Origin of the sequence: Bradyrhizobium barranii subsp. apii (assembly GCF_011516635.5) — a bacterium.
Lineage (GTDB): Bacteria > Pseudomonadota > Alphaproteobacteria > Rhizobiales > Xanthobacteraceae > Bradyrhizobium > Bradyrhizobium barranii.
The window spans coordinates 5,503,301-5,526,196 of record NZ_CP096255.1 but is presented as its reverse complement, the minus strand read 5'-3'; the positions used below and the strand labels follow the sequence as shown (position 1 = coordinate 5,526,196).

28 protein-coding genes and 1 pseudogene are annotated in these 22,896 nt (G+C 65.0%); 14 read left to right on the top strand and 15 right to left on the bottom strand.

Annotated features, from left to right (window positions below):
* Positions 1–228: 228 nt before the first annotated feature.
* Positions 229–711, bottom strand: a complete 483-nt coding sequence (locus tag HAP41_RS26340) for a bleomycin resistance protein (protein WP_166096443.1) — start codon at positions 709–711, stop codon at positions 229–231.
* Positions 712–816: 105 nt separating this feature from the next.
* On the bottom strand, positions 817–1,269 hold the full coding sequence (locus tag HAP41_RS26335; protein WP_224580737.1) for a GntR family transcriptional regulator: 453 nt from the start codon (positions 1,267–1,269) through the stop codon (positions 817–819).
* On the opposite strand from HAP41_RS26335, the pseudogene HAP41_RS26330 reads away from it, so the two are divergent.
* A pseudogene (locus HAP41_RS26330) lies at positions 1,244–1,381 on the top strand (4-hydroxythreonine-4-phosphate dehydrogenase PdxA); the annotation flags it as partial. The gene HAP41_RS26335 and the pseudogene HAP41_RS26330 overlap by 26 nt on opposite strands.
* Positions 1,382–1,391: 10 nt before the next feature.
* On the opposite strand, the gene HAP41_RS26325 reads toward HAP41_RS26330, so the two are convergent.
* Positions 1,392–1,805 (bottom strand): cupin domain-containing protein, encoded by a 414-nt coding sequence (locus tag HAP41_RS26325; RefSeq protein ID WP_014495512.1) that lies wholly within the window; start codon positions 1,803–1,805, stop codon positions 1,392–1,394.
* 50 nt (positions 1,806–1,855) lie between these two features.
* Positions 1,856–2,599 (bottom strand): SDR family oxidoreductase, encoded by a 744-nt coding sequence (locus HAP41_RS26320; RefSeq protein ID WP_166096444.1) that lies wholly within the window; start codon positions 2,597–2,599, stop codon positions 1,856–1,858.
* A gap of 368 nt (positions 2,600–2,967) precedes the next feature.
* On the opposite strand from HAP41_RS26320, the gene HAP41_RS26315 reads away from it, so the two are divergent.
* Together HAP41_RS26315 and HAP41_RS26310 are read left to right on the top strand one after the other, a co-directional pair.
* Positions 2,968–3,141: a hypothetical protein gene (locus tag HAP41_RS26315; protein WP_166096445.1), complete on the top strand. Its 174-nt coding sequence runs from the start codon at positions 2,968–2,970 to the stop codon at positions 3,139–3,141.
* A gap of 73 nt (positions 3,142–3,214) precedes the next feature.
* Positions 3,215–3,973, top strand: a complete 759-nt coding sequence (locus HAP41_RS26310; RefSeq protein WP_166096446.1) for a sulfite exporter TauE/SafE family protein — start codon at positions 3,215–3,217, stop codon at positions 3,971–3,973.
* Between the two features lie 80 nt (positions 3,974–4,053).
* On the opposite strand, the gene HAP41_RS26305 is transcribed toward HAP41_RS26310, so the two are convergent.
* Complete coding sequence (locus HAP41_RS26305; protein ID WP_166096447.1) at positions 4,054–5,130, bottom strand: methyl-accepting chemotaxis protein; 1,077 nt, start codon at positions 5,128–5,130, stop codon at positions 4,054–4,056.
* A 283-nt stretch (positions 5,131–5,413) separates the two neighbouring features.
* Between HAP41_RS26305 and recJ the strand changes: the two genes are divergently transcribed.
* From recJ to HAP41_RS26290, 3 genes are all read left to right on the top strand, one after another.
* Complete coding sequence (recJ, locus tag HAP41_RS26300; RefSeq protein WP_166096448.1) at positions 5,414–7,255, top strand: single-stranded-DNA-specific exonuclease RecJ; 1,842 nt, start codon at positions 5,414–5,416, stop codon at positions 7,253–7,255.
* Between the two features lie 92 nt (positions 7,256–7,347).
* Complete coding sequence (locus HAP41_RS26295; protein ID WP_071917473.1) at positions 7,348–8,157, top strand: SDR family NAD(P)-dependent oxidoreductase; 810 nt, start codon at positions 7,348–7,350, stop codon at positions 8,155–8,157.
* A gap of 108 nt (positions 8,158–8,265) precedes the next feature.
* On the top strand, positions 8,266–9,063 hold the full coding sequence (locus tag HAP41_RS26290; protein ID WP_071914263.1) for an aldolase: 798 nt from the start codon (positions 8,266–8,268) through the stop codon (positions 9,061–9,063).
* Between the two features lie 6 nt (positions 9,064–9,069).
* On the opposite strand, the gene HAP41_RS26285 is transcribed toward HAP41_RS26290, so the two are convergent.
* The gene (locus HAP41_RS26285; protein ID WP_166096449.1) at positions 9,070–10,299 is read right to left on the bottom strand and encodes a lytic murein transglycosylase; all 1,230 of its coding nucleotides are present in this window, start codon (positions 10,297–10,299) and stop codon (positions 9,070–9,072) included.
* A gap of 133 nt (positions 10,300–10,432) precedes the next feature.
* Here HAP41_RS26285 and HAP41_RS26280 point away from each other — a divergent pair, with 133 nt between their 5' ends.
* The 3 genes from HAP41_RS26280 to HAP41_RS26270 all read left to right on the top strand — a co-directional run bounded on the left by HAP41_RS26280 (position 10,433) and on the right by HAP41_RS26270 (position 11,291).
* Positions 10,433–10,693, top strand: coding sequence for a hypothetical protein (locus HAP41_RS26280; RefSeq protein ID WP_028151025.1), 261 nt, complete (start codon positions 10,433–10,435; stop codon positions 10,691–10,693).
* 73 nt (positions 10,694–10,766) lie between these two features.
* The gene (locus tag HAP41_RS26275; RefSeq protein ID WP_063983484.1) at positions 10,767–11,018 is read left to right on the top strand and encodes a hypothetical protein; all 252 of its coding nucleotides are present in this window, start codon (positions 10,767–10,769) and stop codon (positions 11,016–11,018) included.
* Between the two features lie 84 nt (positions 11,019–11,102).
* A complete protein-coding gene (locus tag HAP41_RS26270) occupies positions 11,103–11,291 on the top strand; it encodes a hypothetical protein (RefSeq protein ID WP_166096450.1) in 189 nt (62 codons plus the stop codon).
* Between the two features lie 6 nt (positions 11,292–11,297).
* Here the strand turns inward: HAP41_RS26270 and HAP41_RS26265 are convergent, their stop codons facing one another.
* The gene (locus HAP41_RS26265; protein WP_085401225.1) at positions 11,298–11,828 is read right to left on the bottom strand and encodes a MarR family winged helix-turn-helix transcriptional regulator; all 531 of its coding nucleotides are present in this window, start codon (positions 11,826–11,828) and stop codon (positions 11,298–11,300) included.
* Between the two features lie 53 nt (positions 11,829–11,881).
* On the opposite strand from HAP41_RS26265, the gene HAP41_RS26260 reads away from it, so the two are divergent.
* Together HAP41_RS26260 and HAP41_RS26255 are read left to right on the top strand one after the other, a co-directional pair.
* Positions 11,882–12,361, top strand: a complete 480-nt coding sequence (locus HAP41_RS26260) for a carboxymuconolactone decarboxylase family protein (protein ID WP_085401226.1) — start codon at positions 11,882–11,884, stop codon at positions 12,359–12,361.
* Positions 12,362–12,393: 32 nt separating this feature from the next.
* A complete protein-coding gene (locus HAP41_RS26255) occupies positions 12,394–12,897 on the top strand; it encodes a cupin domain-containing protein (protein WP_166096451.1) in 504 nt (167 codons plus the stop codon).
* 31 nt (positions 12,898–12,928) lie between these two features.
* Here HAP41_RS26255 and HAP41_RS26250 read toward each other — a convergent pair whose 3' ends face one another.
* Positions 12,929–14,551 (bottom strand): M23 family peptidase, encoded by a 1,623-nt coding sequence (locus HAP41_RS26250; RefSeq protein WP_166096452.1) that lies wholly within the window; start codon positions 14,549–14,551, stop codon positions 12,929–12,931.
* A 17-nt stretch (positions 14,552–14,568) separates the two neighbouring features.
* Positions 14,569–15,135 (bottom strand): elongation factor P, encoded by a 567-nt coding sequence (gene efp, locus HAP41_RS26245; protein ID WP_063983478.1) that lies wholly within the window; start codon positions 15,133–15,135, stop codon positions 14,569–14,571.
* 162 nt (positions 15,136–15,297) lie between these two features.
* On the opposite strand from efp, the gene epmA reads away from it, so the two are divergent.
* Genes epmA through HAP41_RS26230 form a run of 3 tightly spaced genes read left to right on the top strand, consistent with a single transcriptional unit; the run spans position 15,298 to position 17,754 of the window.
* Positions 15,298–16,362, top strand: a complete 1,065-nt coding sequence (gene epmA / locus HAP41_RS26240; RefSeq protein ID WP_166096453.1) for an EF-P lysine aminoacylase EpmA — start codon at positions 15,298–15,300, stop codon at positions 16,360–16,362.
* On the top strand, positions 16,359–17,453 hold the full coding sequence (locus HAP41_RS26235; RefSeq protein ID WP_166096454.1) for a lysine-2,3-aminomutase-like protein: 1,095 nt from the start codon (positions 16,359–16,361) through the stop codon (positions 17,451–17,453). The genes epmA and HAP41_RS26235 overlap by 4 nt, the downstream gene beginning before the upstream one ends.
* 43 nt (positions 17,454–17,496) lie before the next feature.
* A complete protein-coding gene (locus tag HAP41_RS26230; protein ID WP_085401231.1) occupies positions 17,497–17,754 on the top strand; it encodes a hypothetical protein in 258 nt (85 codons plus the stop codon).
* Between the two features lie 58 nt (positions 17,755–17,812).
* On the opposite strand, the gene HAP41_RS26225 is transcribed toward HAP41_RS26230, so the two are convergent.
* From HAP41_RS26225 to HAP41_RS26200, 6 genes are all read right to left on the bottom strand, one after another.
* The gene (locus tag HAP41_RS26225) at positions 17,813–18,898 is read right to left on the bottom strand and encodes a 3-deoxy-7-phosphoheptulonate synthase (RefSeq protein WP_166096455.1); all 1,086 of its coding nucleotides are present in this window, start codon (positions 18,896–18,898) and stop codon (positions 17,813–17,815) included.
* A 231-nt stretch (positions 18,899–19,129) separates the two neighbouring features.
* The gene (locus tag HAP41_RS26220; RefSeq protein ID WP_063983474.1) at positions 19,130–19,708 is read right to left on the bottom strand and encodes an HdeD family acid-resistance protein; all 579 of its coding nucleotides are present in this window, start codon (positions 19,706–19,708) and stop codon (positions 19,130–19,132) included.
* A gap of 69 nt (positions 19,709–19,777) precedes the next feature.
* Positions 19,778–20,818: a PrsW family glutamic-type intramembrane protease gene (locus HAP41_RS26215; protein ID WP_014495490.1), complete on the bottom strand. Its 1,041-nt coding sequence runs from the start codon at positions 20,816–20,818 to the stop codon at positions 19,778–19,780.
* A gap of 328 nt (positions 20,819–21,146) precedes the next feature.
* Positions 21,147–21,302 carry a hypothetical protein gene (locus tag HAP41_RS26210; protein ID WP_166096456.1) on the bottom strand — a complete coding sequence of 52 codons (156 nt, stop codon included), beginning with the start codon at positions 21,300–21,302 and terminating at the stop codon, positions 21,147–21,149.
* Positions 21,303–21,395: 93 nt separating this feature from the next.
* On the bottom strand, positions 21,396–21,653 hold the full coding sequence (locus tag HAP41_RS26205) for a hypothetical protein (RefSeq protein WP_063983473.1): 258 nt from the start codon (positions 21,651–21,653) through the stop codon (positions 21,396–21,398).
* Positions 21,654–21,791: 138 nt separating this feature from the next.
* Positions 21,792–22,799 (bottom strand): acyl-CoA desaturase, encoded by a 1,008-nt coding sequence (locus tag HAP41_RS26200; protein WP_176400467.1) that lies wholly within the window; start codon positions 22,797–22,799, stop codon positions 21,792–21,794.
* Positions 22,800–22,896 lie beyond the last annotated feature (97 nt).

Sequence of the window (22,896 nt, the reverse complement as noted above, 5' to 3'; positions counted from 1 at the left end):
GCGTGAAGCGGGGGAGCTTCACGTCTAACGCGCGACCACGTCAGCTGACAGAGGGGCGCAAGGATAATCGGGCGAATGCGAAATTGAGCAAGTTCGGCTCGTGAGCCGAATGCAGCTTACGTCCCACACGACAGAGAGCGTGCATCAGTTCAATGGTCCGGGCAGCGTGCACCGTCGCGATTGTGTCTCCTGATTGCGCGATGCGGCAGGACTGGACGAATCTTTGCGTCAGGATGGCGTGCGCATGCCCAGGCGTTCGACGAAGCGCACGAGGTAACCGTCCGGATCCTGGACGAGGAATTCGCGCTGGCCGAATTCCTGGTCGCCGACCCGATACCAGGCTTCGTTCGGCTGCTCGTAGAGCGGCCATTTGGCATCGCCGAGAGCTCTCAGCATGGGATCAATGCGATCGACGACCATCTGGAAATTGACGCCGCGTCCGAATGGCCGCTGCATATCGGCCGTCTCCCAGCGTCCATTCAATTCGCAGAGCATGACCTGCAAACGCCCCCTGGCGAGATACGCAAATCGCGCATCGGGGCGATCGTAAGCGAGCTCGAAGCCGAGCAAGTCGCGCCAGAACGGCAGGCTGGCTTGAAGGCTGGAAACGCTGAGTTCGGGAACGAGATCGGCAAAGCCGCCTTGCGGCGCGCTTCCCGTGCTGTCGGAGGTCGCACGCGCGACGGGGTCTGAGGGCAGCGGTTTGTTCATTGCGGCGTCGCCTGATCTTATGACCGATCTTCGATGCGGTTATCGCAGCGAAGAGGCGCCAAGGCCAGACGCGGAATGAACGAATGCTCGCCGGGCGAGCCCGCCTCACGCGATCCGCAGCGCGAGGTCGCTTCCTTCCGTCTCGGCAAAGCCCGCCTGCAAGACCTCTTCGCGCTTGTGGCGCAGATGCGCACGCAGGATGTGGGAGAGGCCGGCGCCATCACGCCGCTGCAGCGCGTTCAGGATCGCCTCGTGCTCCTTCACGGCGAACGCCCAGCGCTGCGGTGTCATCGGCGTGACGTAGCGCGCGCGCCGGATGCGCGCGGTCACGGAAGCATAGAGCCCGGTCAGCGCGGGATTTTCGGCTGCGACGACGATGGCCTCGTGAATGGCGCGGTTGCCGCGATAATACTGGATCAGATCGCCCTTGCGATAATGCCGGACCATGTCGTCATGTGCGGCGGCGATTTCGCCGATCCCGGCGTCGCTGATGCGCTCGCCGGCGAGCGCCTCGAGACCCTGGCAGACCTTCGGTGGCTTCCCATTCCCGATCTGCACGCCCGCGCACGGCACGGCCTACGACATCGCGGGGCAAGGCATCGCGTCGATCGGCGCCAGCCGCGCCGCGTTGCTGCTGGCCGCGGAGATGGCCGCGCGCCGCGCTGCGTGACGAGGCGGCGCTACTTCGTGATCGGCGTGACCAGCTCCTTGTCTGCTGAATCCACGACGAAGACGGCCAGCAGCTTCGCAGGTTCGGTATCGCTGGCATTCGCGCTTATGGCGTGACGGTCGCCGGGCTTTTCGAAGAAATTCTCTCCTTTGCGATAGACCTTGGCGGGCTCGTCATTGACCTGACTGCGGATCGCTCCTTCCAGGATGGTCGCATAGATGAATGCGGAGCGCGGATGCATGTGGGCCGGCGAGGAGCCTCCGGGACCATACTCGACCAGCACGCCCTTCATGCTCTTGCCTGGGACGTTCGGCAGCGCCTGGTCGAACACGACCGTCACTTTGGCCAGAGGTGCCGGTTCGGCCGCATGACCCGTCAGGATTGATGCGGCATAAACCGCCGTTGCGATCAGCAATCTGCGCATGGGATTTCCTTCATTGCAATGGGTGTCGTGATTGAAGCTCTTGCGGCCCCTCAGAGTCTTGCGAGCCACGTTGCGAGCGGCGTTTTTCCAAGCCGCGCTTCGCCGAGCGGGTTCAGTGATGTGTCGTCAATGGCGGCGCCGTAGTACGGTGCCTTCGGGTCTCCTACCACCGGTCGGGCGTCGCCGGACGCCTTGAGGCGCCGCGCAATGAATTCATTGAAGGGGGCCTTCTCGGGTCCTGCGATATCGATGGTGCCGTTGAGCGGCCGGCCCATGGCGACCTCCGCGACGCGATCAGCCACGTCTTCGGCGGCGATCGGCTGAAACAGTGCGGACGGGACGACGATCTTTCCTTCGACCACGGCCGTTTCGGCAATGGCGCCGAGGAATTCGAAGAACTGGGTGGCACGAACGATGGAGTAGGGGACCGACGAGGATTTGATGATGGTCTCCTGGGCGAGCTTGGCCCGAAAATAGGAATTGTCGGGCGACCGTTCGGTCCCCACGATCGACAGCGCCACGTGATGCTTCACGCCCGCGGCCGCCTCTGCCGCGACGAGGTTTGTGCTCGAGCGCTGGAAGAAATCGAGCACGGCGGCGGGCTCCCAGGACGGCGCGTTGGCGACGTCGACGACGACATCCGCGCCAGCCAGCACTGCTGCGAGGCCTTCCCCGGTGACGGTGTTCACGCCTGATTTCGGCGAGGCCGCAACGGCCTCGTAGCCGTGTTGTTTCAACTTCGTCACGAGCTTGGATCCGATCAATCCGGTCCCGCCGATCACGACGATCTTCATGGCATGTCTCCTCGGCATGTGACGAGCGTGAGTGATCCCAATCCGTGGGCCGATCACGTCACGTCGCCCAACGTGATGCGAAGCGCAGCGTAGCCGAGCAATGCGGCAAGCTCTTGCCTGTAACCGGCCTGCCTTGCCGGAAAATGCTCAGAAGACTCGTTGCGACGGGGTGGGCGCCGCGCCTGCCGCGGTCGGATTGAAGCCCAACGCAAGAAGTTTGCTGCATCTGCTCTACTCATGCGGAGGCGGCATAATTGCACCGAGATCAATGTTCTTATTGTACTGAGTAATGTACCGGTTCATATTGCGCCGCATCGCCCCTCAAATGCACCGAGAGGTGGTCGCGCCCGACAAAGCGGAGCAACAGAATGAGCGTGAGCTATCTTGATGTGTTTCTGGCATTCCTCGGAATGACCTTTGGCCTGCCTTCAGTGCTGCCCGGTCTCTTTTTCCAGCCGAAGGCCGAGCCGCCTCGAACCTCGCAAGCGACGTCGACCGACGCCGGCCCAACAGCAACCGATGACGACGTCACGGCGACCTGAGCCAAGTCTCGCCCGCGATGGTTCGGCGTGACGCGCGCCGAGCCGCGAGCGTGACGGTCATGGAGATGCGCAGATGGATTTGACGGTCGCCACGGTGATCATCGCCTTTTCCGGCGTCTTCTTGATCTGCTTCATGAAGGGCGCATTCGGCGGCGGCTTCTCCATCGTCGGCATTCCGTTGCTGTCGTGCGTGATGGATCCGGTCACCGCGGGCGGCCTGCTCGCGCCGCTCTTCATCGCCATGGACCTGTTCGCGTTGCGCTACTGGAAGTCCTCGACATGGTCGAAGCCGGACCTGGTGCTGCTGTTGCCCGGGCTCGTGATCGGCATTGCCCTCGGCTATCTCTTGTTCCGCGTATTGGACCATCGCGCCGTCGCGATCGTGATGGCGGTCGTGACGTTGAGCTTCGTTGGCATATGGCTCGTGAGTGATCCGAAGGTGGTCATTCGTCCGCGCTCCTCGCCGAAGGCGGTTGCTGCCGGTTTTGCCTCGGGTGTCACGACCATGGTCGCGCATTCCGGCGGACCGCCGCTGGCGATGTACCTCCTGCCGCTTGGCCTCAGCAAGGAGGTCTACGCGGGAACGACGAGCCTGTTCTTCACCGTCGGCAACGCGATCAAGGCGGTACCTTGGCTGTTGCTGGTGCGGCCGGCGGGCAACGTCTGGATCGTGATGGCGGCGTGCCTCTTTGCCATTCCCAGCGGCGTCTGGCTCGGCTGGCGGCTGCACGGAAAGCTGGACCAGCGGCAGATCTACCGGGCGTGCCATGGCTTGCTGGCCGTGACGGCGTTGAAGCTGTTGTGGGACGGAGTGTCTGGCTATCTCGGATAGGCTGCAAGTCGCACCGCATCACGGCGCGACCATTGTTCGACGGTCACGCTGCCGCGCTCACAGATCTCGCGATGATGTCGTCACGCTCCGCAGACGATCACGCCGTACCAGCCGAGGCCGCGATAAGTCTCGTAGCCTGGCGTCGCATGGAACGCGACCAGCGCGCCCGCGCGGTCGTGATAGAAGCCGGATCGCTGGCCGTTCAGCGAGATCGAGATGCGCTCGCTCAAAATACCCTGGCCATCGGAAGCTGCGATGACACGCAGATTGAAATCGACCAGCAGCACGCGCGCCTTGTCGCTGTCGCCGACGCGCACCCCCTGCACGATGGCGCGGGCCTGTGCCTCCCAGTCGAAATGGATGGCGAGCACGCCGATCGGCGCGCCGTTGGCCTGACCGCCGGCGCGGACGCTGGCACAATAGGTCGCGACTTGGGCATTGCCGAGCAGCGGCTGGTTCTCGACGTCACCGGCGACATAGTCGTCGCCGGAGCGCAAGGTTCGCGCCTCGCGAAACCACTTTGTGTGGGCGACGTTCTGGCCGACGACGCGAAAGCGGTCGGCGCGGCCGTTGGCGATGACATTGCCGTCGAGGTCGCAGAGCCAGAGGTCGAGATAGACGGTGTAGGCGCCGAGGATCACGCCGAGGCGCTGCGAGGCATGGGAGACGGCTGCGGCGTTGGGCGAGGCCGCGCAATCGACCACGGCGGAGTCGGTCGCCCACCAGCGCACATCGCAGGTGCGTTCATAGAGGTTGCGATCGATCAGCTCGATGGCGTTGAGCGACAGGTCGACCATGCGCTCGCCGCGCGAGCGCTGGCTCATGCGGTCGATCGAGGCGACAAGATCACCGGTGCGCTTCGTCAGCTGGGTTTCGAGCTCGCGCGCGATGGTTTCGACCTGCTGGCCGACGCCGCGCACCTCCTGCGCCACCACCGCGAAGCCGGCGCCTTGCGCGCCGGCGCGCGAGCTCTCGATCAGCGCGTTCAGCGCCAGCATCTTCATCTGGTTGGTGATCTGCTGGATCGCCTTGGTCTTGTCGACTGCGATCTGGTTGACCTCCGCGGTCAGGCGATTGATCAGTGCGGAGATATCGGAATCGTCATCAGCGGGTTCGGTGGCGATTGGCTTGGCTTTCAGACCCAGCGCAGCAGACATCGGGGAGCTTCCCTTGGCAATGAGGCCTGATCTGCAACGAACCCGGAACAACTAATTACAGATCGAATACGAGTCTTTTTCGAAGATTCCGCCTAACGCCCGCTTAATTTGCTGTTCCACGGAATGCCCAAATGATAGTCAGTCCGCGCAGCAAAGCGGCAATCCACCGCTTTGTGCGGCGTGGACATTGCAAATCCCGGGGGATTCCAGGTCAATCGTCATTGTCGGCCGATCGCCGCAACGCCCAGTCCGATTCCCGGGTTCCTCAAGCCAGTCTCGACTCATGACGCCGCCCGCAACCGCCTTGCCCGTCGAAGTGCCCCAGGCGTTTCTGGGCGTCGCGCGCTCGCTCACCGACAAGCTCTGGCTCGACCGGCTGGATGCGCGCGGGGCGGCCAAGGCGCTCGCCATCGTGCAGCGGCACCAGCTGCCGGAGTTGCTGGCGCGGGTGCTGGCGGGCCGCGGTGTCGATATCGACGCCGTCGCCGACTTCCTCGATCCGACCATCCGCAAGCTGTTGCCGGACCCGTACACCGTGACGGAGATGGAGGCCGCCGCGAAGCGGATCGCGGACTCGGCGGTGCGCGGCGAGAAGGTTGCGATCTTCGGCGACTACGATGTCGATGGCGCGACCTCTGCGGCGCTGCTCGCCTGGCATCTGCGCCATTGTGGGCTCGATCCGCTGATCCATATCCCCGACCGGATTTTCGAAGGTTACGGCCCGAACACCGAAGCGATCCGCGCGCTGGCCGCGAAGGGCGCCACGCTGCTCGTCACCGTCGATTGCGGCACCACCAGCATCGAGCCGCTCGCTGAAGCCAAGCGCCTCGGCATGTCCGTGGTCGTGATCGATCATCACCAAGCCGGCACGGAGCTGCCGGAGGTCGATGCGCTGGTCAATCCGAACCGGCTCGACGATCTGTCGGGCCTCGGCCATCTCGCCGCCGTCGGCCTCGTGCTGGTGACGCTGGTCGCCGTCAACCGCGAGCTGCGCCAGCGCGGCTTCTGGACGAGCGAGATGCCCGAGCCCGATCTGCTCGGCATGCTGCATCACGTCGCGCTCGGCACGGTTGCGGATGTGGCGCCGCTGATCGGGCTCAATCGTGCTTTCGTCGCAAAAGGCCTGATCGCGATGCGGCGGCGCGACCATGTCGGCCACACCGCGCTGATGGACGTGGCGCGGCTCAACGGCCCGCCGGAGGCCTGGCATCTCGGCTTCATGCTGGGGCCGCGCGTCAATGCCGGCGGCCGCATCGGCCGCGCCGATCTCGGCGTGCGGCTCTTGCTCGAAGGCGACAGCGTCGAGGCGGCGCGGATTGCGGCCGAACTCGATCGCCTCAACAGCGAGCGCCGCGTCATCGAGCAGGCGGCCGAAGCGCAGGCCGAAGCCGAGGCGCTGGCCTCGATCGGGCTCGAGGACAAGGTTGGCGTGATCGTCACGGCCTCCGAAGGCTGGCATCCCGGCGTGGTCGGCCTCGTCGCGTCCCGCCTGAAGGAGAAGTTTTCACGGCCGGCCTTTGCGATTGCGCTGGAGCCCGGCGGCATCGGCACCGGCTCGGGCCGCTCCATCGCAGGCGTCGATCTCGGCAAGGCGGTGCGGCAGGCGGTGACTGACGGTATCTTGCTGAAGGGCGGCGGCCACGCGATGGCCGCGGGCGTGACGCTGCGGAAAGAGAAGCTCGCCGAATTCCGCGCCTATCTCGAAAATGCGCTGGCGCAAGACGTTGCCGAGGCGCGCCATGTCAACGAGCTCTATGTCGACGGCGCGGTGTCCGCGCGCGCCGTGACGACGGAGCTTGCGACCACGCTCAACCGCGCCGGTCCCTTCGGCAGCGGCAATCCGGAAGTCGTGCTGGCGCTGCCGTCGCATCAGCTCGTCTATGCCGATGAGGTCGGACAGGCGCATTTGAGGCTACGCTTCAAGTCTGGCGACGGCTCGATCGTCAACGGCATTGCGTTCCGTTCGGTCGGCCAGAAGCTCGGCAATGCACTTCTCGCCAATCGCGGTCAGCAATTGCATGTCGCGGGATCGTTGTCGGTCGACCGGTACCAGGGCGCCGAGCGCGTGCAATTCCGCGTCGTCGACGTCGCGCTACCGGACCAGGGGCCATCCGTGATTAGATAACGCAAGATCCCTCGCGACAAACGCGGTACGCGTTTGCGCGGAGATCATGCGTCAAAAATGAGCCGCTCAAACAACAAAAAATGGGAGTGAACATGGCAGGGCAGGTTGAGGGCAAGGTCGCGCTGGTGACGGGCGGTGCGTCGGGTATTGGCGAGGCGATCGTCGAGCTGTTCGCCCGCGAAGGCGCCACTGTCGTCGTCACCGATATCGACGAGCTGCGCGGCCCCGAGCTCGCCAAGCGCGTGACCAAAGCCGGCGGCAAGGCGATCTTCCTGGAGCAGGACGTCACCAGCGAGGAGCCCTGGATCGAGATCGTCGCCGAGATCGCCAAGCGCTATGGCCGGCTCGACATCATGGTCTCCAATGCCGGCATCGGCATTGCGGTACCCTCGATCGTCGATATGACGCTCGCTGACTGGCACAAGCAGAACGCGATCAACCTCGACGGCGTGTTTCTGTCCGTGAAGCATTGCCTGCCGCTGATGCGCAAGACCGGCGGCGGCTCCATCGTCATGATGTCCTCGCTCGCGGGCTTGCGCGGTGCGCCGGGCCTGTCGGCCTATTCGCTGACCAAAGGCGGTGTGCGGCTGTTTGCCAAATCGATCGCGATGGAGTGTGCGGCGGCCGGCGACGGCATTCGTGTCAACTCCGTGCACCCCGGCATCATCGACACCCCGATCTGGGGCAAGATCCCGACGGGGGCGACGGGGGCCGGCCAGAACGCCCCGATCGACCCCGAGGAGCGGGCCAAGGTCGCGACGCCGCTCGGTCGCGCCGGGCAGGCCGCGGAGATCGCCTCCGGCGTGCTGTATCTGGCCTCCGATGCGTCGCGCTACGTCACCGGCAGCGAGCTCGTCATCGATGGCGGCATGAACGCCGGCGGCGTGCCGCGGCGGCAATAAGCCGCCGCGCAAGACGCGAAGGGCAGGGTGGCGCCGGCGGGGGCTGACGCAGAGGCGTCGGCCCTGTACAACGCGGGCCTCTTCCGACCGAAAGAGGTTTCCTTCGCCATGGCGCACAGCCTTCAATCCTCCTCATCCGCACCTGCGCCGTTCCGCTCGAACCGGCCTGATCTCGCCACCGACGCGATCCGCACCGCGCGCGAGGACCTCGCGGCCTGCTTCCGCATGGCCGCGCGCAATGGTTTTGAGGAGGGCATCTGCAACCATTTCTCGGCCGTGGTGCCCGGCCATGACGATCTCTTCCTGGTCAATCCATACGGCTACGCCTTCCGCGAGCTGACGGCGTCAAAGCTCCTGATCTGCGATTTCCACGGCAACGTGCTCGACGGCGAGGGCGCGCCCGAGGCGACCGCGTTCTACATCCATGCCGAGATGCACAAGCGCCTGCCGCGCGCGAAGGTCGCCTTCCACACCCACATGCCCTACGCCACGGCTTTGTCGATGACCGAGGGTGATCCCCTGATCTGGGCCGGGCAGACCGCGCTGAAATTCTACGGCCGCACCGCAGTGGACCGCGATTACAACGGCCTCGCGCTCGACAACCGCGAGGGCGCGAGGATCGCATCCGCTGTCGGCGATGCCGACATCGTCTTCATGAAGCATCATGGCGTGATGGTGCTGGCGCCGACCATCGCGGAGGCCTGGGACGATCTCTATTATCTCGAGCGCGCCGCCGAGGTGCAGGTGCTGGCGATGTCGACGGGACGAAAAGTGCTGCCGGTCGATCCCGCGATCGCGGCGGAAACCTACAGGCAGATGCGCGAAGGCGATTCCGAATCCGCGCGATTGCATCTCGCCGCGATCCGCCGCCAGCTCGACGCGGAAGAGCCGCAGTACAGGCACTGAGGCAAGTTACGACCCTTGCCGCAGCTTCGCCAGCACCTTCAGCCCGCCATAGCCATCGGCGGGCGTGATCCCCGCGCGCTGCTGAAAATCCTTGATTGCCTTCATGGTGTCGTTGCCGACGCGGCCGTCGGTGCCGCCGGTGTCGAACCCGGCCTTGGTCAGGCGCGTCTGCATCTCCTGCACCTCGGCGAGCGTCAGCGCGCGCTCTGAGCCGGGGAAGGGCTGGATGAAGGGTGGCGCGCCGAGGCAGCGGTCGCCGAGATGGCAGATTGCGAGCGCATAGTTCATCGAGGGATTGTAGCTCTTCACCGAATAGAAATTCGGTCCCAGCAGGAATGTCGGCCCGCCCGCAACCGGCGTCCACATCTGCGCGGATGCATTCGGTTGCGGAAACGGCTGGCCGTCGGCGCGGGTGACGCCGGCCGATGCCCACGCCGCGTAGGTCCGGTTGCCGCTCATATCGCCGGACGCGCGCACCTCGTAGCCCCAGTGCTCGCCACGGCGCCACTTGCCGCGATTGACCAGGTACTTTGCCGTTGAGCCCAGTGCATCGTCGGGCTTGCCGAACGGCGACACCTTGCCGTCGCCGTCATAGTCGATGCCGACATTGAGCCAGACCTCCGGCATCCATTGCGAATGCCCCATCGCGCCGGCCCAGGATCCCTGCATCTGCTCCGGCGTGCTCCAGCCCTTGTCGACGATGCGCAGCGCGTTGATCAGCTCGGTCTCCCAATAGGCTTTGCGGCGCGGCTCGTTCCAGGCGAGCGCGGCGAGCGAGGGGAATACCGGCGTCATGTGGTTTTGTTGCACCAGCGGATCGCCATAGGCGGACTCCACGCCCCACAGCGCCAGCAGCGTGCCGCGCTCGACGCCGAAATCACGCTCGATGCGCGCGAGCAGCGCCTCGTTGTTTTTCAGCGCGATCTTGCCATTGATGATGCGCCAGTCCGAGACGCGGCGGTTGATGTATTGCCAGACCTGCTCGTGGAATTCGGGCTGGTTGCGCATCTGCTTGAACACGCTCATGTCGGGCTCGACCCGCGCCATCGCGCGCTGCCAGGTCGCAGCCGAAATGCCCTTCGCCATGGCGCGTGCACGAAAACCCTCGCGCCATTCGTCGAAGCCCGGAGGCGCGGCGAGAAGCTGCGTGGGGAATGTGATGAATGCGGCTGCGCCGAGCGTGGATCGAAGCAGGGCGCGGCGGCTGTGATTGGCCGAGGAATCAGCTTGTTTCATGGACCCATTCTAGCGGGAATCACGGCCGCTGTGGGCCGGTTCCTGGAACACCGGGAACAGGCCATCGCGCTGCGTTCCGCCGGAACAAAGTGTCGCAGTCCCGCATTCCCTCCGCATACACTGGAGGATGAAGATGAAAAGATATCTGTTTGCCGCCGCCATGGTCACGGCCATCGCCGCTCCTGCATTCGCCGACGAAGTCGGCGTTCACGTCGGCCCGGTCGGAGCCGGCGTGACGGTCGGACAGTCCCACGAATATCGTGAGCGGGACCGCGATCGCGACCGCACCACGGTCATCAGGGAGCGCGAGCCTGCCAACCGCACCACGGTGATCAAGAAGGAAGATGAATTCGGCAATCGCAGCAAGACCGTGATTCATCACGACAACGACTGACGGAGCTGGGCCCCGGCCGAGCGCCGGGGCCCGCCGTCTGCACGCAATCTGCTCATCGAGAATTCGGGGTGGAATGAAGATACGGGCACACGCGGAAAGTCATGTCGTCGAACTCGACGACGGATCGCAATGGCGGATCTATCCCGGCGATCTCGCGACCACGTTGAGCTGGAAGCCCGAAACCGATTTGCGTCTCGAGCCGAGCGGTGATCGGACGAGTTCGCATGTGCTGGTGAATGCCACCGATCAGAGCCGCGTGCGCGTGAGCGCGGCAGGCGATGCCTGGCCCGACGGCGAGGTTAAGAAAGCGTTGAAGGGCGGCTGAGCGTCCCTGCGCTTGCCCGGATATCCCCAATTTCAAGCCTGTCGCTTTACGGTCGGTTTGCTTCCGTCTGCCCAGAATGCGCGCATGCGGGAGCTGTTCGACATCATCCGTAGCAATCCCTGGCCGTTCGGCGCCGGGCTGTTTGTCGTGATCCTGATGATCATCGCCGAGAACTTTGGCCGTGGCATCCAGGGCGACGGCGTCGTCAGCGATTTCTCGGATGCCGATGGAGGCGACGGCGGCTGCGGTGGTGACGGAGGCGGCGGCGACTAGAGCCGGTTAGTCCTCCTGCAAATCGGCGGCGATGCCGGCGAGCCAGCGCCGGATCGCGGTCTCTGCCTTGGCGTCCAGACTTGCGGCAAGGCGCTTCTCCAGCGCGATCACGCGCTCCCTGCAAGCCTTCAACAGCGTCGTTCCCCGCTGCGTCAGCGTCCATTGCTGGATCCGGCCGTGGACCGGATGAGGCGTCATCGCGATCGCACCGTCGCGATCGAGGTTGCGAATGATCACGCCGACCGTCTGCGGGGTCAGGAAGGTGAGCCGGGCGACGTCGGCACCCGAGAGGCCCGGATAGGCGTTCAGCATGGTCAGCACGGCAAATTGCGGCGACGTCACGCCGAGGTCGGCGAGCGTCCGTTCCATCGTCAGGCGGACCGCGGCATGGGCCTGTCGCAGCAGATAGCCGAGATAACCTTGCTCGCCGCGCTTGCCTTCTCCGGGCGCGGGCACGCGAACGGCGACGATTTCGGCAGGTGCGGTCGGCTTCCGCGGAGCCTTCGATTTCGTGATGGCGGCGGTCTTGCGTGACATATAAGAGCTCTTATAAGATGTAAGCAGTCTTACAATACACGAGGTGAACGCCAATGTCACACGCCCGCAGCGAGTACGAGGATTTCAAGAAGATCGCGCCCGATGCGTATGAGCTGGTGCTGGCGCTCGGCCAGGTGGCGGCCAAGGCGGGCCTCGACAAGCAGCTGCTCGAGCTGGTCAAGCTGCGCGCCTCGCAGATCAACGGCTGCGCGTTCTGCGTGCAGCACCACGTCCTGTTGTCGGAGCGGATCGGCGTGCCCGTGGACAAGCTCAATCTGGTCGCGGTCTGGCGCGAGGCGCCGGTCTTTTCCGCGCGCGAGCGGGCCGCGCTGGCCTGGGCGGAGGCGCTGACCTTCCTGCCCGATGGCGTCAGTGAAGAGGTCTATGCGGACGCTTCCGGCGAATTCTCCGAGGCCGAGCTGATGTACCTGACCTCGGCGGTCGCCTCGATCAACGTCTGGAACCGCTTTGGCGCCGCGTATCGCTGGACGCCGGCGAAGCGGCCGGTCGCAGCGAGCGCCGCGGCATCTTGATTGCAACAACGAGAAAACAAGGGGAGGTTATCATGACTGCAATGAGTTTAACCCATGCGCAGCGTCCGGTGCCATCGCGCTCGATGGCGCTGGCCGTCGTCGGCGGGCTCGCCTGCGCGTTTGCGATCGGCAAGGCGTTGCCGGTGACGATGGATGCCGTATCCGGCGCGTTGGCGCCGCTCTGCGCGACCGCGGCGGAGAGCTCGCCGCTCGACAAGGTCGAGCCGATCGGCTCCTACGCGTTGCCGAACGTCCCGGGCAAGCGCGTCACCATCGTGCGTGTGTTCTACGGTCCCGGCGGATTCTCGCGGCCGCATCGTCACGCCGGTTCGGTGACCGCCTACATCACCAAGGGTGAAATTCGTTCCCAGCTTGGCGGCGGCCCTGTCGAGACATTTGGTGTCGGCCAGTCCTTCTTCGAGCCGCCGGGATCGACGCATCTGGTCTCGGCCAATGCCAGCGCGACCGAGCCGGCGGAATTGATCGCGGTGTTCGTGGCGGACGAGGGCGCGCAGCTGACGACGCTGTTGGAGTAGTCCGTAGCGGCCCCATGAGCGAGCTCGCCCCTCAATTCTCCTCGCCGCTCGATCCCTCGCGCAGGTCCGGCTTGATCACGTCCTCCGGCAACGCATGCGCCACCGGCTGCGGCGTGCCGGCGATCTCCGGGCCGACTTCGCGGCCGCGGGCGTGGATCAGGCGTTCATAGGCCGAAACCAGCGTGACGTAAGGACTGACCCAGATCCACCCGTCGCGGGTAAACACCTGCACGTCGAAATGCAAATGCATCGATGTGCCGGCGGGATGGTCGAGATAGTTGGAGACCACGCCGATCTTCTCGCCTTCGGTGACGATGCGGCCGTTGAGCATGCCGTCGGCGGTCAGCGCCTGCGGGTTCATGTGCATATAGCGGAAGCGAATATGTTCGGTGCGGCTGTTGACCTCGAGCGTCGCGGCCTGATCCTTGGCGCCGCGGATCACGATGGCGTCGCGCACCGCGACGACGCCGCGCTGCTTGCGATCGCAGGGTTCGTGGCCTTCGCCGGGCGGTGGGCATTCGGCGGCGCGGATGTCCTCGCCCTGGTGGCCATAACCGCCGCCGCACTGCCAGACCTCGAAACTGCGGGACTCGCAGAAATTGTCGCGCCAGGGATAGGCCGTCGGGCCGTCGCTCTTGTCGCGCTTGCCGTAGGATTGCGAACGCACGAAGGCGGGCGCCTTTTCGAGCGGAAAACGGATCTGCGCATAGGCCATCACATCCGGATGGCCGGCCTTGTTGCGATAGCCGGTGTTCGGGATGATGTCGCCGCTCGGTCGGTAGGTGAAATCCGGCGACCGCGCTGAAGGACGATCGATGATGCTGGAGGCCATGTCCGTGAGCGGCCGCATGCGCTGGCCGCCGGCGATGCGGAGCCCTTTCAGGAAGCGCTCTGCAACCGGATAGGCTTCCTTGCAGGCGAGCCTCCGCGGCTTTGCGATGCTGTCCAGGCACTGGATGGAGACGACATAGGCAACGCCGAAGCGGGTGAAGGCGTAGCGCACATAGCCTTCCCGGATGAACCTGCGCAGGTCCGGATAGGTTGCCGCAAGCGGCTTGACCTGCTCGCCCTTGCCGCCGGCGGGATCGGCGACGTCGTAAACGAGTGCCGAGCCCGTGATCTGCACCTCGACCGGCCTTGTGTAGACGCGGCTCGGCATACCGTCGCCGGCACCGGGTTCGAGCGAGAAGCTGGCACTGTAGCCTGAGGGGCCGGCATCAAACATGTCGACGGGATTGAAATCGGCCTGATAGTGCGAGAGCGCGAGTGTCCCCGGCGCGCGATTGCGCTGCGCCTCGAGATAGGCGGCAGCATCGAACGGTAGAAGCACGGGCACGGAGCTGCGGGCGATACCGGTGAAGAATTGCGATGAGACCGCGTTGAGCTGCACCAGCGCAGGCATCGCGCGCGGATCGTAGCGTGGCACCGAACGGCGGGGTGCGAAGATGAAGTCGCCCGCGATCGGGGGACGGCTGTTGACCTCGGTGCGGAGCTGGTCGAGCGCTGCGCGCCAATCGACGCGCAGCGCCGTGAGCGAAGGGCTGCGGATTTCGTCCGCAGCGAGCGGAGTGGCGGTGAGGAGCGAAAGCGCCGCCAGAACCAGCGAGACGAAGCGGAAACTTTTCCCAACCACTGCCTCGGCCCCCGGCGGCACCTGCTCTGATTCCTCGCTTAGTCCTTGGCGCGCTCGGAGTAGGAGCCGTCTTCGGTCATCACCACGATACGGGTGCCGACGGCGATGTGCGGCGGCACAGTGGTGCGCAGGCCGTTGGAGAGCACCGCGGGCTTGTAGGAGGAGGAGGCGGTCTGGCCCTTGGTCACGGGCTCGGTCTCGACCACTTCCAGCGTCACGCGCTGCGGCAACGCGATCGACACCACGTTGACGTCATGCGTCGACAGCTTGACCGTCATACTCTCCTGGAGATAAGCGGCCGCATCGCCGATGACGTCCTTGGACACCTGGACCTGGTCATAGGTTTCCGGGTTCATGAAATGGAAGCCGTCGCCATCTTCATAGAGGAAGGTGAAGTTGCGCTCTTCGATCGTGGCCTTCTCGACCTGGTCGGTGGTCTTGTAGCGCTCGGAGATCTTTACCCCGTCCGAGATTCGGCGCATTTCGATCTGGCTGACCGGAGTGCCCTTGCCGGGATGGATGTTCTCGGCGGTCACAACGACATAAAGCTTGCCGTCTTGCTCGATCACGTTGCCCTTGCGAATAGAACTGGCGATGACTCTCAAAGCTATATTTCCTGCTTGCTTGGCCCGGCTCCGGCCAGGACGTGGTCAAATTGATGGGGGACCTGGGGCCTCAAATCAGACCGCGGCACCCGTTTCGGGCCGCAACATACGCATTTTGTCGTTGAATGCCAGCATTTTGCTGGCCTGCGGGGCGGCCGGTTGATGGTTGGGGACAAGCCGATTTCGCCGTTCTGGTCGCCCTCGCGGCATCTCGACCGGCGGCCGTTCCTCCAGGCCAGGGGGGCCATTACCGGGTCTCTCAGGGGCTTTTTCGCCGAGCAGGGGTTCCTTGAGGTCGAAACCTCGGTCCTCCAGGTCTCCCCGGGCAACGAAACCCATCTGCACGCCCCCCGGACCGAGATCATGCGGCCCGATGGCAGCCGTGCCAGCCGGTACTTGCGGACCTCGCCGGAATTCGCCTGCAAGAAGCTGCTGGCGGCGGGCGAGGAGCGGATTTTCGAATTCGCACGGGTGTTCCGTGATCGCGAGCGCGGCGACCTGCATCTGCCCGAATTCACCATGCTGGAATGGTACCGGGCTCGCGCCCCCTATGATGCCATTATGGCGGACACCGTCGTCGTCATCGCCCGCGCCGCGCAGGCGACCGGGATCGGGAATTTCTCCTTCCGCGGCCGGACCGCGGATCCCTTCGCCGAGCCGGAGCTGGTGACGGTCGCGGGCGCCTTCGAGCGGTTCGCGGGGATCGACCTGCTGTCGACAATCTCGGGCGGCGAGGGTAACCGTGCCGCGCTCGCGCAGGCGGCCGGCGCCAAGGCCCGCGTGGCGGAGGACGACACCTGGTCCGACATCTTCAGCAAGGTCCTGGTCGAGCATGTCGAGCCGCATCTGGGGCAGGGGCGTTTGACCATTCTGTTCGAATACCCATCTCCAGAGGCGGCGCTGGCGCGGGTGAAGGCCGATGACCCGCGGGTCGCCGAGCGGTTCGAGGTCTATGCCTGCGGCGTCGAACTCGCCAACGGCTTTGGCGAGTTGACCGACGCCGAGGAACAGCGCAAGCGCTTCACGGAGTCGATGGCGGAGAAGCAGCGCCGCTATGGCGAGGCCTATCCGCTGGACGAGGATTTTCTGGCCGCGGTCGCCCAAATGCCGGAGGCGAGCGGCGTCGCGCTCGGCTTCGACCGGCTGGTGATGCTGGCGAGCGGCGCAGCGCGGATCGATCAGGTGGTGTGGACACCGCCTGCAAATGAAACGTTAAGTGAGACATGACGAAGATCAACCTTGCACGCACCCTGCGCGAGCCGGCCGAGCTTGTGGCCGCGCAGCTTGCACCGGCCGAAGCGCTGCCCGCGCTCGAGCGTGTCGCCGCGCGCTACGCGGTGGCGATCACGCCGGCGCTGGTCGAGCTGATCGACACGTCCGATCCCGCCGATCCGATCGCGCGGCAATTCGTTCCGACCGCCGCAGAACTGGAGATGCAGCCAGGCGAGAGCGCCGATCCGATCGGCGATCATCCGCACTCGCCGGTGCAGGGCATTGTGCATCGCTATCCCGACCGCGTGCTGTTCAAGCTCGTTCACGTCTGCGCGGTCTATTGCCGCTTCTGCTTCCGCCGCGAAATGGTCGGGCCCGGCAAGGAGAACGCGCTCTCGGAGGGCGCATATCGCGCGGCGATCGACTACATCCGTTCGCACAGCGAGATCTGGGAAGTGATCCTGACCGGCGGCGACCCCTTGATGCTGTCGCCGCGCCGGATGAGCGAGATCATGGCCGATCTCGCGGGAATCGATCACGTCAAGATCGTCCGCCTTCACACCCGCGTGCCGGTGGCCGATCCCGCGCGGATCAGCGACGAGATGGTGGCTGCGTTGAAGGTCGAGGGCGCGACCACCTGGGTCGCGGTGCATGCCAACCATGCGCGCGAGTTGACGGGGCCTGCGCGCGCGGCCTGCGCACGGCTTGCCGATGCCGGAATTCCCATGGTGAGTCAGTCCGTGCTTTTGCGCGGCGTCAACGACAGCATTGCCGCTTTGTCGGATTTGATGCGAGCTTTCGTCGAATGCCGGATCAAGCCCTACTATCTGCATCACGGCGATCTCGCGCCGGGCACCGTGCATTTGCGAACGACGTTGGCCCAGGGGCAGGATTTGATGCGGCAGTTGCGCGGACGGGTGTCAGGACTGTGTCAGCCCGATTATGTCATCGACATTCCCGGCGGCGCCGGCAAATCGCCGGTGGGGCCGAATTATGTGTTGGCGGTGCAAAATACCGCAGCCGACGCGCGTGAAGCGGAAACGGAAACGCGCTATCGTATCGTGGATTATTGCGGCGACGTTCATCTCTATCCGCCCGAGACGTGAGCGGCGATGCAGAGAACGTGGGTTTGAGAATGGAGGAACGGACATGAAGAAGATCATGGTGGTGGCAGCGTCGCTCGTGGTCTTGCTTGGCGGCGCGGCGGTTGCACAGCCCAGCGGCTCCAAGGGGTCGACATCCGGCGGCGCCACGTCCGGGTCGGTGCCGCAGGCACCCATCGGTCATCGCCAGCCGCGCGCCGGCGATGTGCCGAACGAGAAGAATCTGAGCGATCCGAATAATCCCGTGAACAAGGAAGACGCGGCGCTCGACAAGAAGATCAAGAGCATCTGCCGCGGCTGTTAGCTTGTGGCTAGCGGCGGGCAGGGCGCGACAGCTCGCCCCGCCCGCGTTGGCTTTGGCCTTACGCCGAGCGTTCGTGCAGCCCCGCGCGCTTCGTGTTGCGCCGGATCTCGACCGCGTCAGCGAGTTGCTCGAGCGCGGTTGCCGTGGTCGCCCAGTCGATGCATCCGTCCGTGATGCTCTGGCCGTAGGTCAGCGGTTTGCCCGGCACCACGTCCTGGCGGCCGGCGACGAGATTGCTCTCGATCATCACGCCCATGATACGGTTCTCGCCGCCCGAGATCTGGCCGGCGATGTCGGCCATGACCAGCGGCTGGTTTTCCGGCTTCTTGCTCGAATTGGCGTGGCTCGCATCCACCATCACCAGTGGCGCGACGCCGGATTTGGCCAGATCGTTGCAGGCCGCCGCGACGCTTCCCGCATTGTAGTTCGGCTGGCTGCCGCCGCGCAGGATGATGTGGCAATCCTCGTTGCCCGCGGTCGAAGCGATCGCCGAACGGCCGAGCTTGGTCACCGCCATGAAATGATGCGGATGCGAGGCCGACTTCACCGCGTCCGCCGCGATGCGCACATTGCCGTCGGTGCCGTTCTTGAAGCCGACCGGGCAGGACAGCCCCGAGGCCAGCTCGCGATGGATCTGGCTCTCGGTCGTGCGCGCGCCGATCGCGGCCCAGGACACGAGGTCCGCAATGTATTGCGGCGTCGTCATGTCCAAAAATTCTGCGCCGGCGGGCAGGCCGAGATTGTTTACCGCGGACAGCACGTTGCGCGCCAGCCGCAGGCCCTTGTTGATGTCGAAGCTGCCGTCCAGGTCAGGATCGTTGATCAGGCCCTTCCAGCCGACGGTGGTGCGCGGCTTCTCGAAATAGACCCGCATCACGATCTCGAGCTGGTCGGCAAGGTCTTCGCGCAGGCTCGCGAGACGCTCGGCATATTCGAGCGCGGCCTTGGGATCGTGCACCGAGCAGGGGCCGACCACGACGAGCAGGCGGTCGTCCTGGCCGTTGAGGATGGCATGGATGGCGTTGCGCGCCGCCATCACCACACGCGTTGCGGTGAGCGTGCGCGGGACTTCCCGCATCACCTCTTCCGGTGTGCTCAGCTCTTTCAGTTCGCGGATACGAAGATCGTCGGTCGTGCTCAGCACGGCGGGCTCCTGTTTGTTTGAACCTGCCGGCAATAAAAAAGCCGCCAGGTCTGGCGGCTTGTTCGGACGTTTGCTTCAATATTCAGATTGAGCGCGATCCTCCTGCCGCCAGCGAGCTGTCGTAGCTAAAGTACCAAAAATAGCTGGTGACGAGGGTGATCATGGCCGCTCATATAGCGCGCGATTGGCGGGTTGTCACCCCCCAATCGGCGCGAGGGGCCACGAGGCGCCTCAACTGTTGCTCTTGCGTGCTGCCAGCGCCATTCCGATCAGGGTGGCGCCGCCGAACAGCAAATTGATACCGACGAGGATGCCGATCGCCCATTCCGCCGAGCTCGGCAGCCCCGTGATCACCATGAACGCGATCGCGATGTCGACGAGGCCCGAGATCAAGAGCCAGGACCAGCGGCTGCTCAGCTCGCGGCGGTGCTCCAGCGCATACATGATGGTGGCGACGCCCTCGGCGAGGAAGTAGGCGCCGAGCACGATGGTCAGCGTCAGCACGGCCTGCATCGGCCGGGCCAGCAGGAGCATGCCGGCGAGCACGGCCAGCGCGGCCGAGATCAGCGACCACCAGAAACCCGGCGAGCTGCGCGCCCAATAGGTCACGATCAGTCCGCCGATGCCGCTGATCAGGAACATCCAGCCGAGAAAGATCGTGATCGCAAGGCTCGCGAGCGGCGGCAGGATCAGCGCGGCGACGCCGAGAACGGCAAGCAGGATGCCTTCGAACAGGAAAGCCTTCCAATGCGCCTTGACCGTTTCGCTCATGGCGGATTGCAGCCGGGAAAAATCCTCAGGCGATGTCATCGGCAGGCTCCAGATCGAAAGATGTGTGCTCAATCTAGTATGCACACACCGCGCTTGCCATCCCGGGGCTCAACCGCCGCCGTGCGCTGACGAAAAACCTTCGCCGCTGGTGCGAACGCGGTTGCGGCCGAGAATGTAGATCGCGATCGTGACGATCAGGAGCGCGAGGCCGAGCAGGATCGAGACGAAGCCGATCGGGATCAGGGCCAATGTCAGATTGCGCTCGGGGTTGATCAGCCAGTGATGGATCGAGGTCAGCACGAAGGCGAGGCCGAGGAAGCCGACGCCGCCGCCGGCGAGCAGCAGCGCCCACATCCGGCGCAACTGGCTGAGCCGCTCCCGCGCGATATCGGTCCTCGGCGCGTGATGGCGCGCGACCCGCCGCACCAGGCGGATGGCGAAGGCGATCGAGCTGAAGCCGATCAGCAGGCTCGCTCCGCCCAGCCACATCCGCAGCGTCGGATCGAGATCGGGCATCCGCTGCAGTGTCAGCAGCGGGAAGTCGAAGGCCGAATGCAGCGCGACCGGGCCTGCGAAGATCAGCAGGCGGCTGGACAGGCGGGCCCAGTCGCGATGGTGGCGGTTGGCACCCAGCGCCGTGCCGGCGCGCGCGATCGTCAGGTAGGCGCCGGCGATGATTCCGAGCGCGCCGTGGAACGGCACGGTCAGCACGCTGCGCAGGGCGGCCAGCGAGCGCCACATCTCGGCGTGCTGGACGAGGTAGGCGAGGTTCTCGTAGGCGGCGAAGCCGAGGCCGACGGCGGCGCCATAGACCACGGTATCCATCGGATTGGCGAAGGTCCGCCGCTTGGTCGAGGAGACCAGCACGATGGCGATCACCTTGACCGCTTCCTCGGGCAGCGCGACCCCGAAGACCGAATGCATGGCGAGCGCCGCCCAGGGGTTGTCGGGGGCTGCAACCATCTTGGCGAAGGGCGCGCGAGCAAGGCCCAGCAGCGAAATGCTGGCCGCGCCGAGCAGGAACGCGGTCCAGACCTGGGCCGGCGGTCCCGGACGCTCCTCGGCGGCAATGACGAGCCACAGCATCAGCAGCGCCGGGGCGATGGCGGCAGTTCCGATGACGGTGGGCAAAGCTTCAATCAGGTACATCGGCGCCGAAAATAGGTTCCCTTGATCTGCTTATCTACGTCTACCGATGCGACCATGTGTCATGCATTTGCTGTCGCGTCACTTAACAGGCGCGACAGCCGGCGTTCATCGGGATCGGCACCGAACGTGTAGAATACGAGCGCAATCAAGCGCATGACAGAACCAATTCGTCATCGACAGGAGCGGTTCGCGCTCGTCACCGGATCGCGATTGGCAAGTCAGATCAAGGCACTGCGCAGGTTTCTTCGATTCACGATGCACGTGGCTGAACCGCGAGTCCAGAGGCGGCGCGGCTGCCGCCTGGACAACGCGCGGCCGGCCAACCGGCCTAGTCACGCTTCCTTGTGCGCCCACGTGGCGGCGCAGCGACCCGGCGTGCCCGCACCTGCTCCAGCTCCCAGAAGGCGCGTACGAGGCACGTGCCAAGGCAGAAGACGATGAGCAGCAGCAGGAAGGCCTGGTCGACGGCGGGGATGTGTATCATGACGTTGATTAAGCAACGTGCATGCCATGTGTTCCCGCAGCCACCTGCGCCGCGCGCAGCCCGCAAGGCGATTTGGGCCGGCGTTCCCGCCCTTCAATGCGTGGTGAACGGCGGTGGGGTGTCCGGCGCGATGTCGAAGGCGCCGAGATGGAATTCCTCGCCGACGGCCTCGTCCGGCTCGGCGTGGTGCGCGAGCAGCGTGAAGGCGGCTTGCGGATATTGCTTCCAGATATCGAGATCGCCGGCCGTAATCGTCAGCCAGCCAAAGGTGTACATGTAGCGTCCGGGCTCGGTGACCCGGCCAACCCGGTCCCAAGTGATCTTATCAATCCTAATCTTGTTGACTGCCATTCGGTCCCCCGATCGCAAGTCTGCAAATGAGGTCCGGCACGAGGCACAGACCCTCAAAAGCTGATCCCGCAATGGGGCCGCGATAGGGCAGCGGAGCGGAGGCAAGGCGGCCGGAGGAACGGCCGCCGCCTGCCGCCTTTAGCGCGCCGTCGTGGCTGCCTGCGCCTCCGCTTCGGACGCCAGCTCGAGCTGACGGTGCGAGGCGTGGAAGACGTCGTGGACGAGGCCGATCTTCTCCATGCCCAGAATGATCAGGCCGTTGAGATCGATCTCCCACCAGGCGTGCGAGATATAGGCGTCCCGCGGGAAGCGGTGATGGTTGTTGTGCAGACCCTCGCCGAAGGTGAGGATCGTGGTCACGAACTCGTTGGTCGAGGCGTCCTCGACCTCGAAGCGGCGGTAGCCGTAGGCGTGGCAGACCGAGCCGGTGAGCTGGCTGGTGAGGATCAGCAGGTAGCAGCGGAGCAGGCCCGAGAACAGCACGCAGCCGATCATGGTGTGCACGCCACCGAAGGTGTAGCCGATCACGCCGGGAATGAAGACACCGGACATCCCGTACCAGACCCAGCGCGTGCGCACGAAGAACATCGCGATCGGATCGGCGAGGATGTCCTTGGCGTAGTATTCATTGTCGGTGGTCGCCTGGTCGAACACCCAGCTGCCCTGGGCGTGCAGGAAACCCTTGAGCGCGCTGACATAGCGATTGCCGAAGCCGTCGAATTGCGGGCTGTGGGGATCGCCGACGTCGTCGGCATAGAGGTGATGGCGGCGGTGGTTGGCGACCCATTTCGCGATCGAGCCCTGCACCGCCATCTGGGCGATGGCGCAGAAGAAGACGCGCATGATCGGGCCGGTGCGGAAGCTGCGATGGACGAACAGGCGGTGCATGCCGGCACCGATGCCGAACGTGGTCAGCGCGAACATCCAGGCGAAGGTAAACAGCTCCACCTTGCCGACGCCTTGCGTGATGGCCCAGATGATGCCCGCGACAGCGCCGACGTAGAGAATGCCGAGGAGGAGATAGCTTTCGCGCAACTTGGCCTGGACGAGCGGGCCTTCAGTGATGACGCCGGGCGGGAGCTGCGGCTTTGCGACGGCGGGCGCGTTTTGGGGGGGCTCTGCCGGGGCGAACTCAGCGATGGACATTCCAGGACTTCCAATAACTCGAGGCCCGCAGTGATTGCGGACGTGCTGGGTCACACCCTACCGCGCGGGGATCGGCACCTCCAGTATTTAGTTAAAA

What these genes read in the sequence shown, in the direction of transcription:
- HAP41_RS26290 (WP_071914263.1), top strand. Translation starts at nt 8,266, where the DNA reads ATGGCGCACAGCCTTCAATCCTCCTCATCCGCACCTGCGCCGTTCCGC.
- HAP41_RS26315 (WP_166096445.1), top strand. Translation starts at nt 2,968, where the DNA reads ATGAGCGTGAGCTATCTTGATGTGTTTCTGGCATTCCTCGGAATGACC.
- HAP41_RS26260 (WP_085401226.1), top strand. Translation starts at nt 11,882, where the DNA reads ATGTCACACGCCCGCAGCGAGTACGAGGATTTCAAGAAGATCGCGCCC.
- HAP41_RS26305 (WP_166096447.1), bottom strand. Translation starts at nt 5,130, where the DNA reads ATGTCTGCTGCGCTGGGTCTGAAAGCCAAGCCAATCGCCACCGAACCC.
- HAP41_RS26200 (WP_176400467.1), bottom strand. Translation starts at nt 22,799, where the DNA reads ATGTCCATCGCTGAGTTCGCCCCGGCAGAGCCCCCCCAAAACGCGCCC.
- HAP41_RS26280 (WP_028151025.1), top strand. Translation starts at nt 10,433, where the DNA reads ATGAAAAGATATCTGTTTGCCGCCGCCATGGTCACGGCCATCGCCGCT.
- HAP41_RS26255 (WP_166096451.1), top strand. Translation starts at nt 12,394, where the DNA reads ATGACTGCAATGAGTTTAACCCATGCGCAGCGTCCGGTGCCATCGCGC.
- HAP41_RS26220 (WP_063983474.1), bottom strand. Translation starts at nt 19,708, where the DNA reads ATGACATCGCCTGAGGATTTTTCCCGGCTGCAATCCGCCATGAGCGAA.
- HAP41_RS26205 (WP_063983473.1), bottom strand. Translation starts at nt 21,653, where the DNA reads ATGGCAGTCAACAAGATTAGGATTGATAAGATCACTTGGGACCGGGTT.
- HAP41_RS26230 (WP_085401231.1), top strand. Translation starts at nt 17,497, where the DNA reads ATGAAGAAGATCATGGTGGTGGCAGCGTCGCTCGTGGTCTTGCTTGGC.
- HAP41_RS26265 (WP_085401225.1), bottom strand. Translation starts at nt 11,828, where the DNA reads ATGTCACGCAAGACCGCCGCCATCACGAAATCGAAGGCTCCGCGGAAG.
- HAP41_RS26270 (WP_166096450.1), top strand. Translation starts at nt 11,103, where the DNA reads ATGCGGGAGCTGTTCGACATCATCCGTAGCAATCCCTGGCCGTTCGGC.
- recJ (WP_166096448.1), top strand. Translation starts at nt 5,414, where the DNA reads ATGACGCCGCCCGCAACCGCCTTGCCCGTCGAAGTGCCCCAGGCGTTT.
- HAP41_RS26310 (WP_166096446.1), top strand. Translation starts at nt 3,215, where the DNA reads ATGGATTTGACGGTCGCCACGGTGATCATCGCCTTTTCCGGCGTCTTC.
- HAP41_RS26210 (WP_166096456.1), bottom strand. Translation starts at nt 21,302, where the DNA reads ATGATACACATCCCCGCCGTCGACCAGGCCTTCCTGCTGCTGCTCATC.
- HAP41_RS26235 (WP_166096454.1), top strand. Translation starts at nt 16,359, where the DNA reads ATGACGAAGATCAACCTTGCACGCACCCTGCGCGAGCCGGCCGAGCTT.
- epmA (WP_166096453.1), top strand. Translation starts at nt 15,298, where the DNA reads ATGGTTGGGGACAAGCCGATTTCGCCGTTCTGGTCGCCCTCGCGGCAT.
- HAP41_RS26285 (WP_166096449.1), bottom strand. Translation starts at nt 10,299, where the DNA reads ATGAAACAAGCTGATTCCTCGGCCAATCACAGCCGCCGCGCCCTGCTT.
- HAP41_RS26215 (WP_014495490.1), bottom strand. Translation starts at nt 20,818, where the DNA reads ATGTACCTGATTGAAGCTTTGCCCACCGTCATCGGAACTGCCGCCATC.
- HAP41_RS26275 (WP_063983484.1), top strand. Translation starts at nt 10,767, where the DNA reads ATGAAGATACGGGCACACGCGGAAAGTCATGTCGTCGAACTCGACGAC.
- HAP41_RS26295 (WP_071917473.1), top strand. Translation starts at nt 7,348, where the DNA reads ATGGCAGGGCAGGTTGAGGGCAAGGTCGCGCTGGTGACGGGCGGTGCG.
- HAP41_RS26325 (WP_014495512.1), bottom strand. Translation starts at nt 1,805, where the DNA reads ATGCGCAGATTGCTGATCGCAACGGCGGTTTATGCCGCATCAATCCTG.
- HAP41_RS26320 (WP_166096444.1), bottom strand. Translation starts at nt 2,599, where the DNA reads ATGAAGATCGTCGTGATCGGCGGGACCGGATTGATCGGATCCAAGCTC.
- HAP41_RS26340 (WP_166096443.1), bottom strand. Translation starts at nt 711, where the DNA reads ATGAACAAACCGCTGCCCTCAGACCCCGTCGCGCGTGCGACCTCCGAC.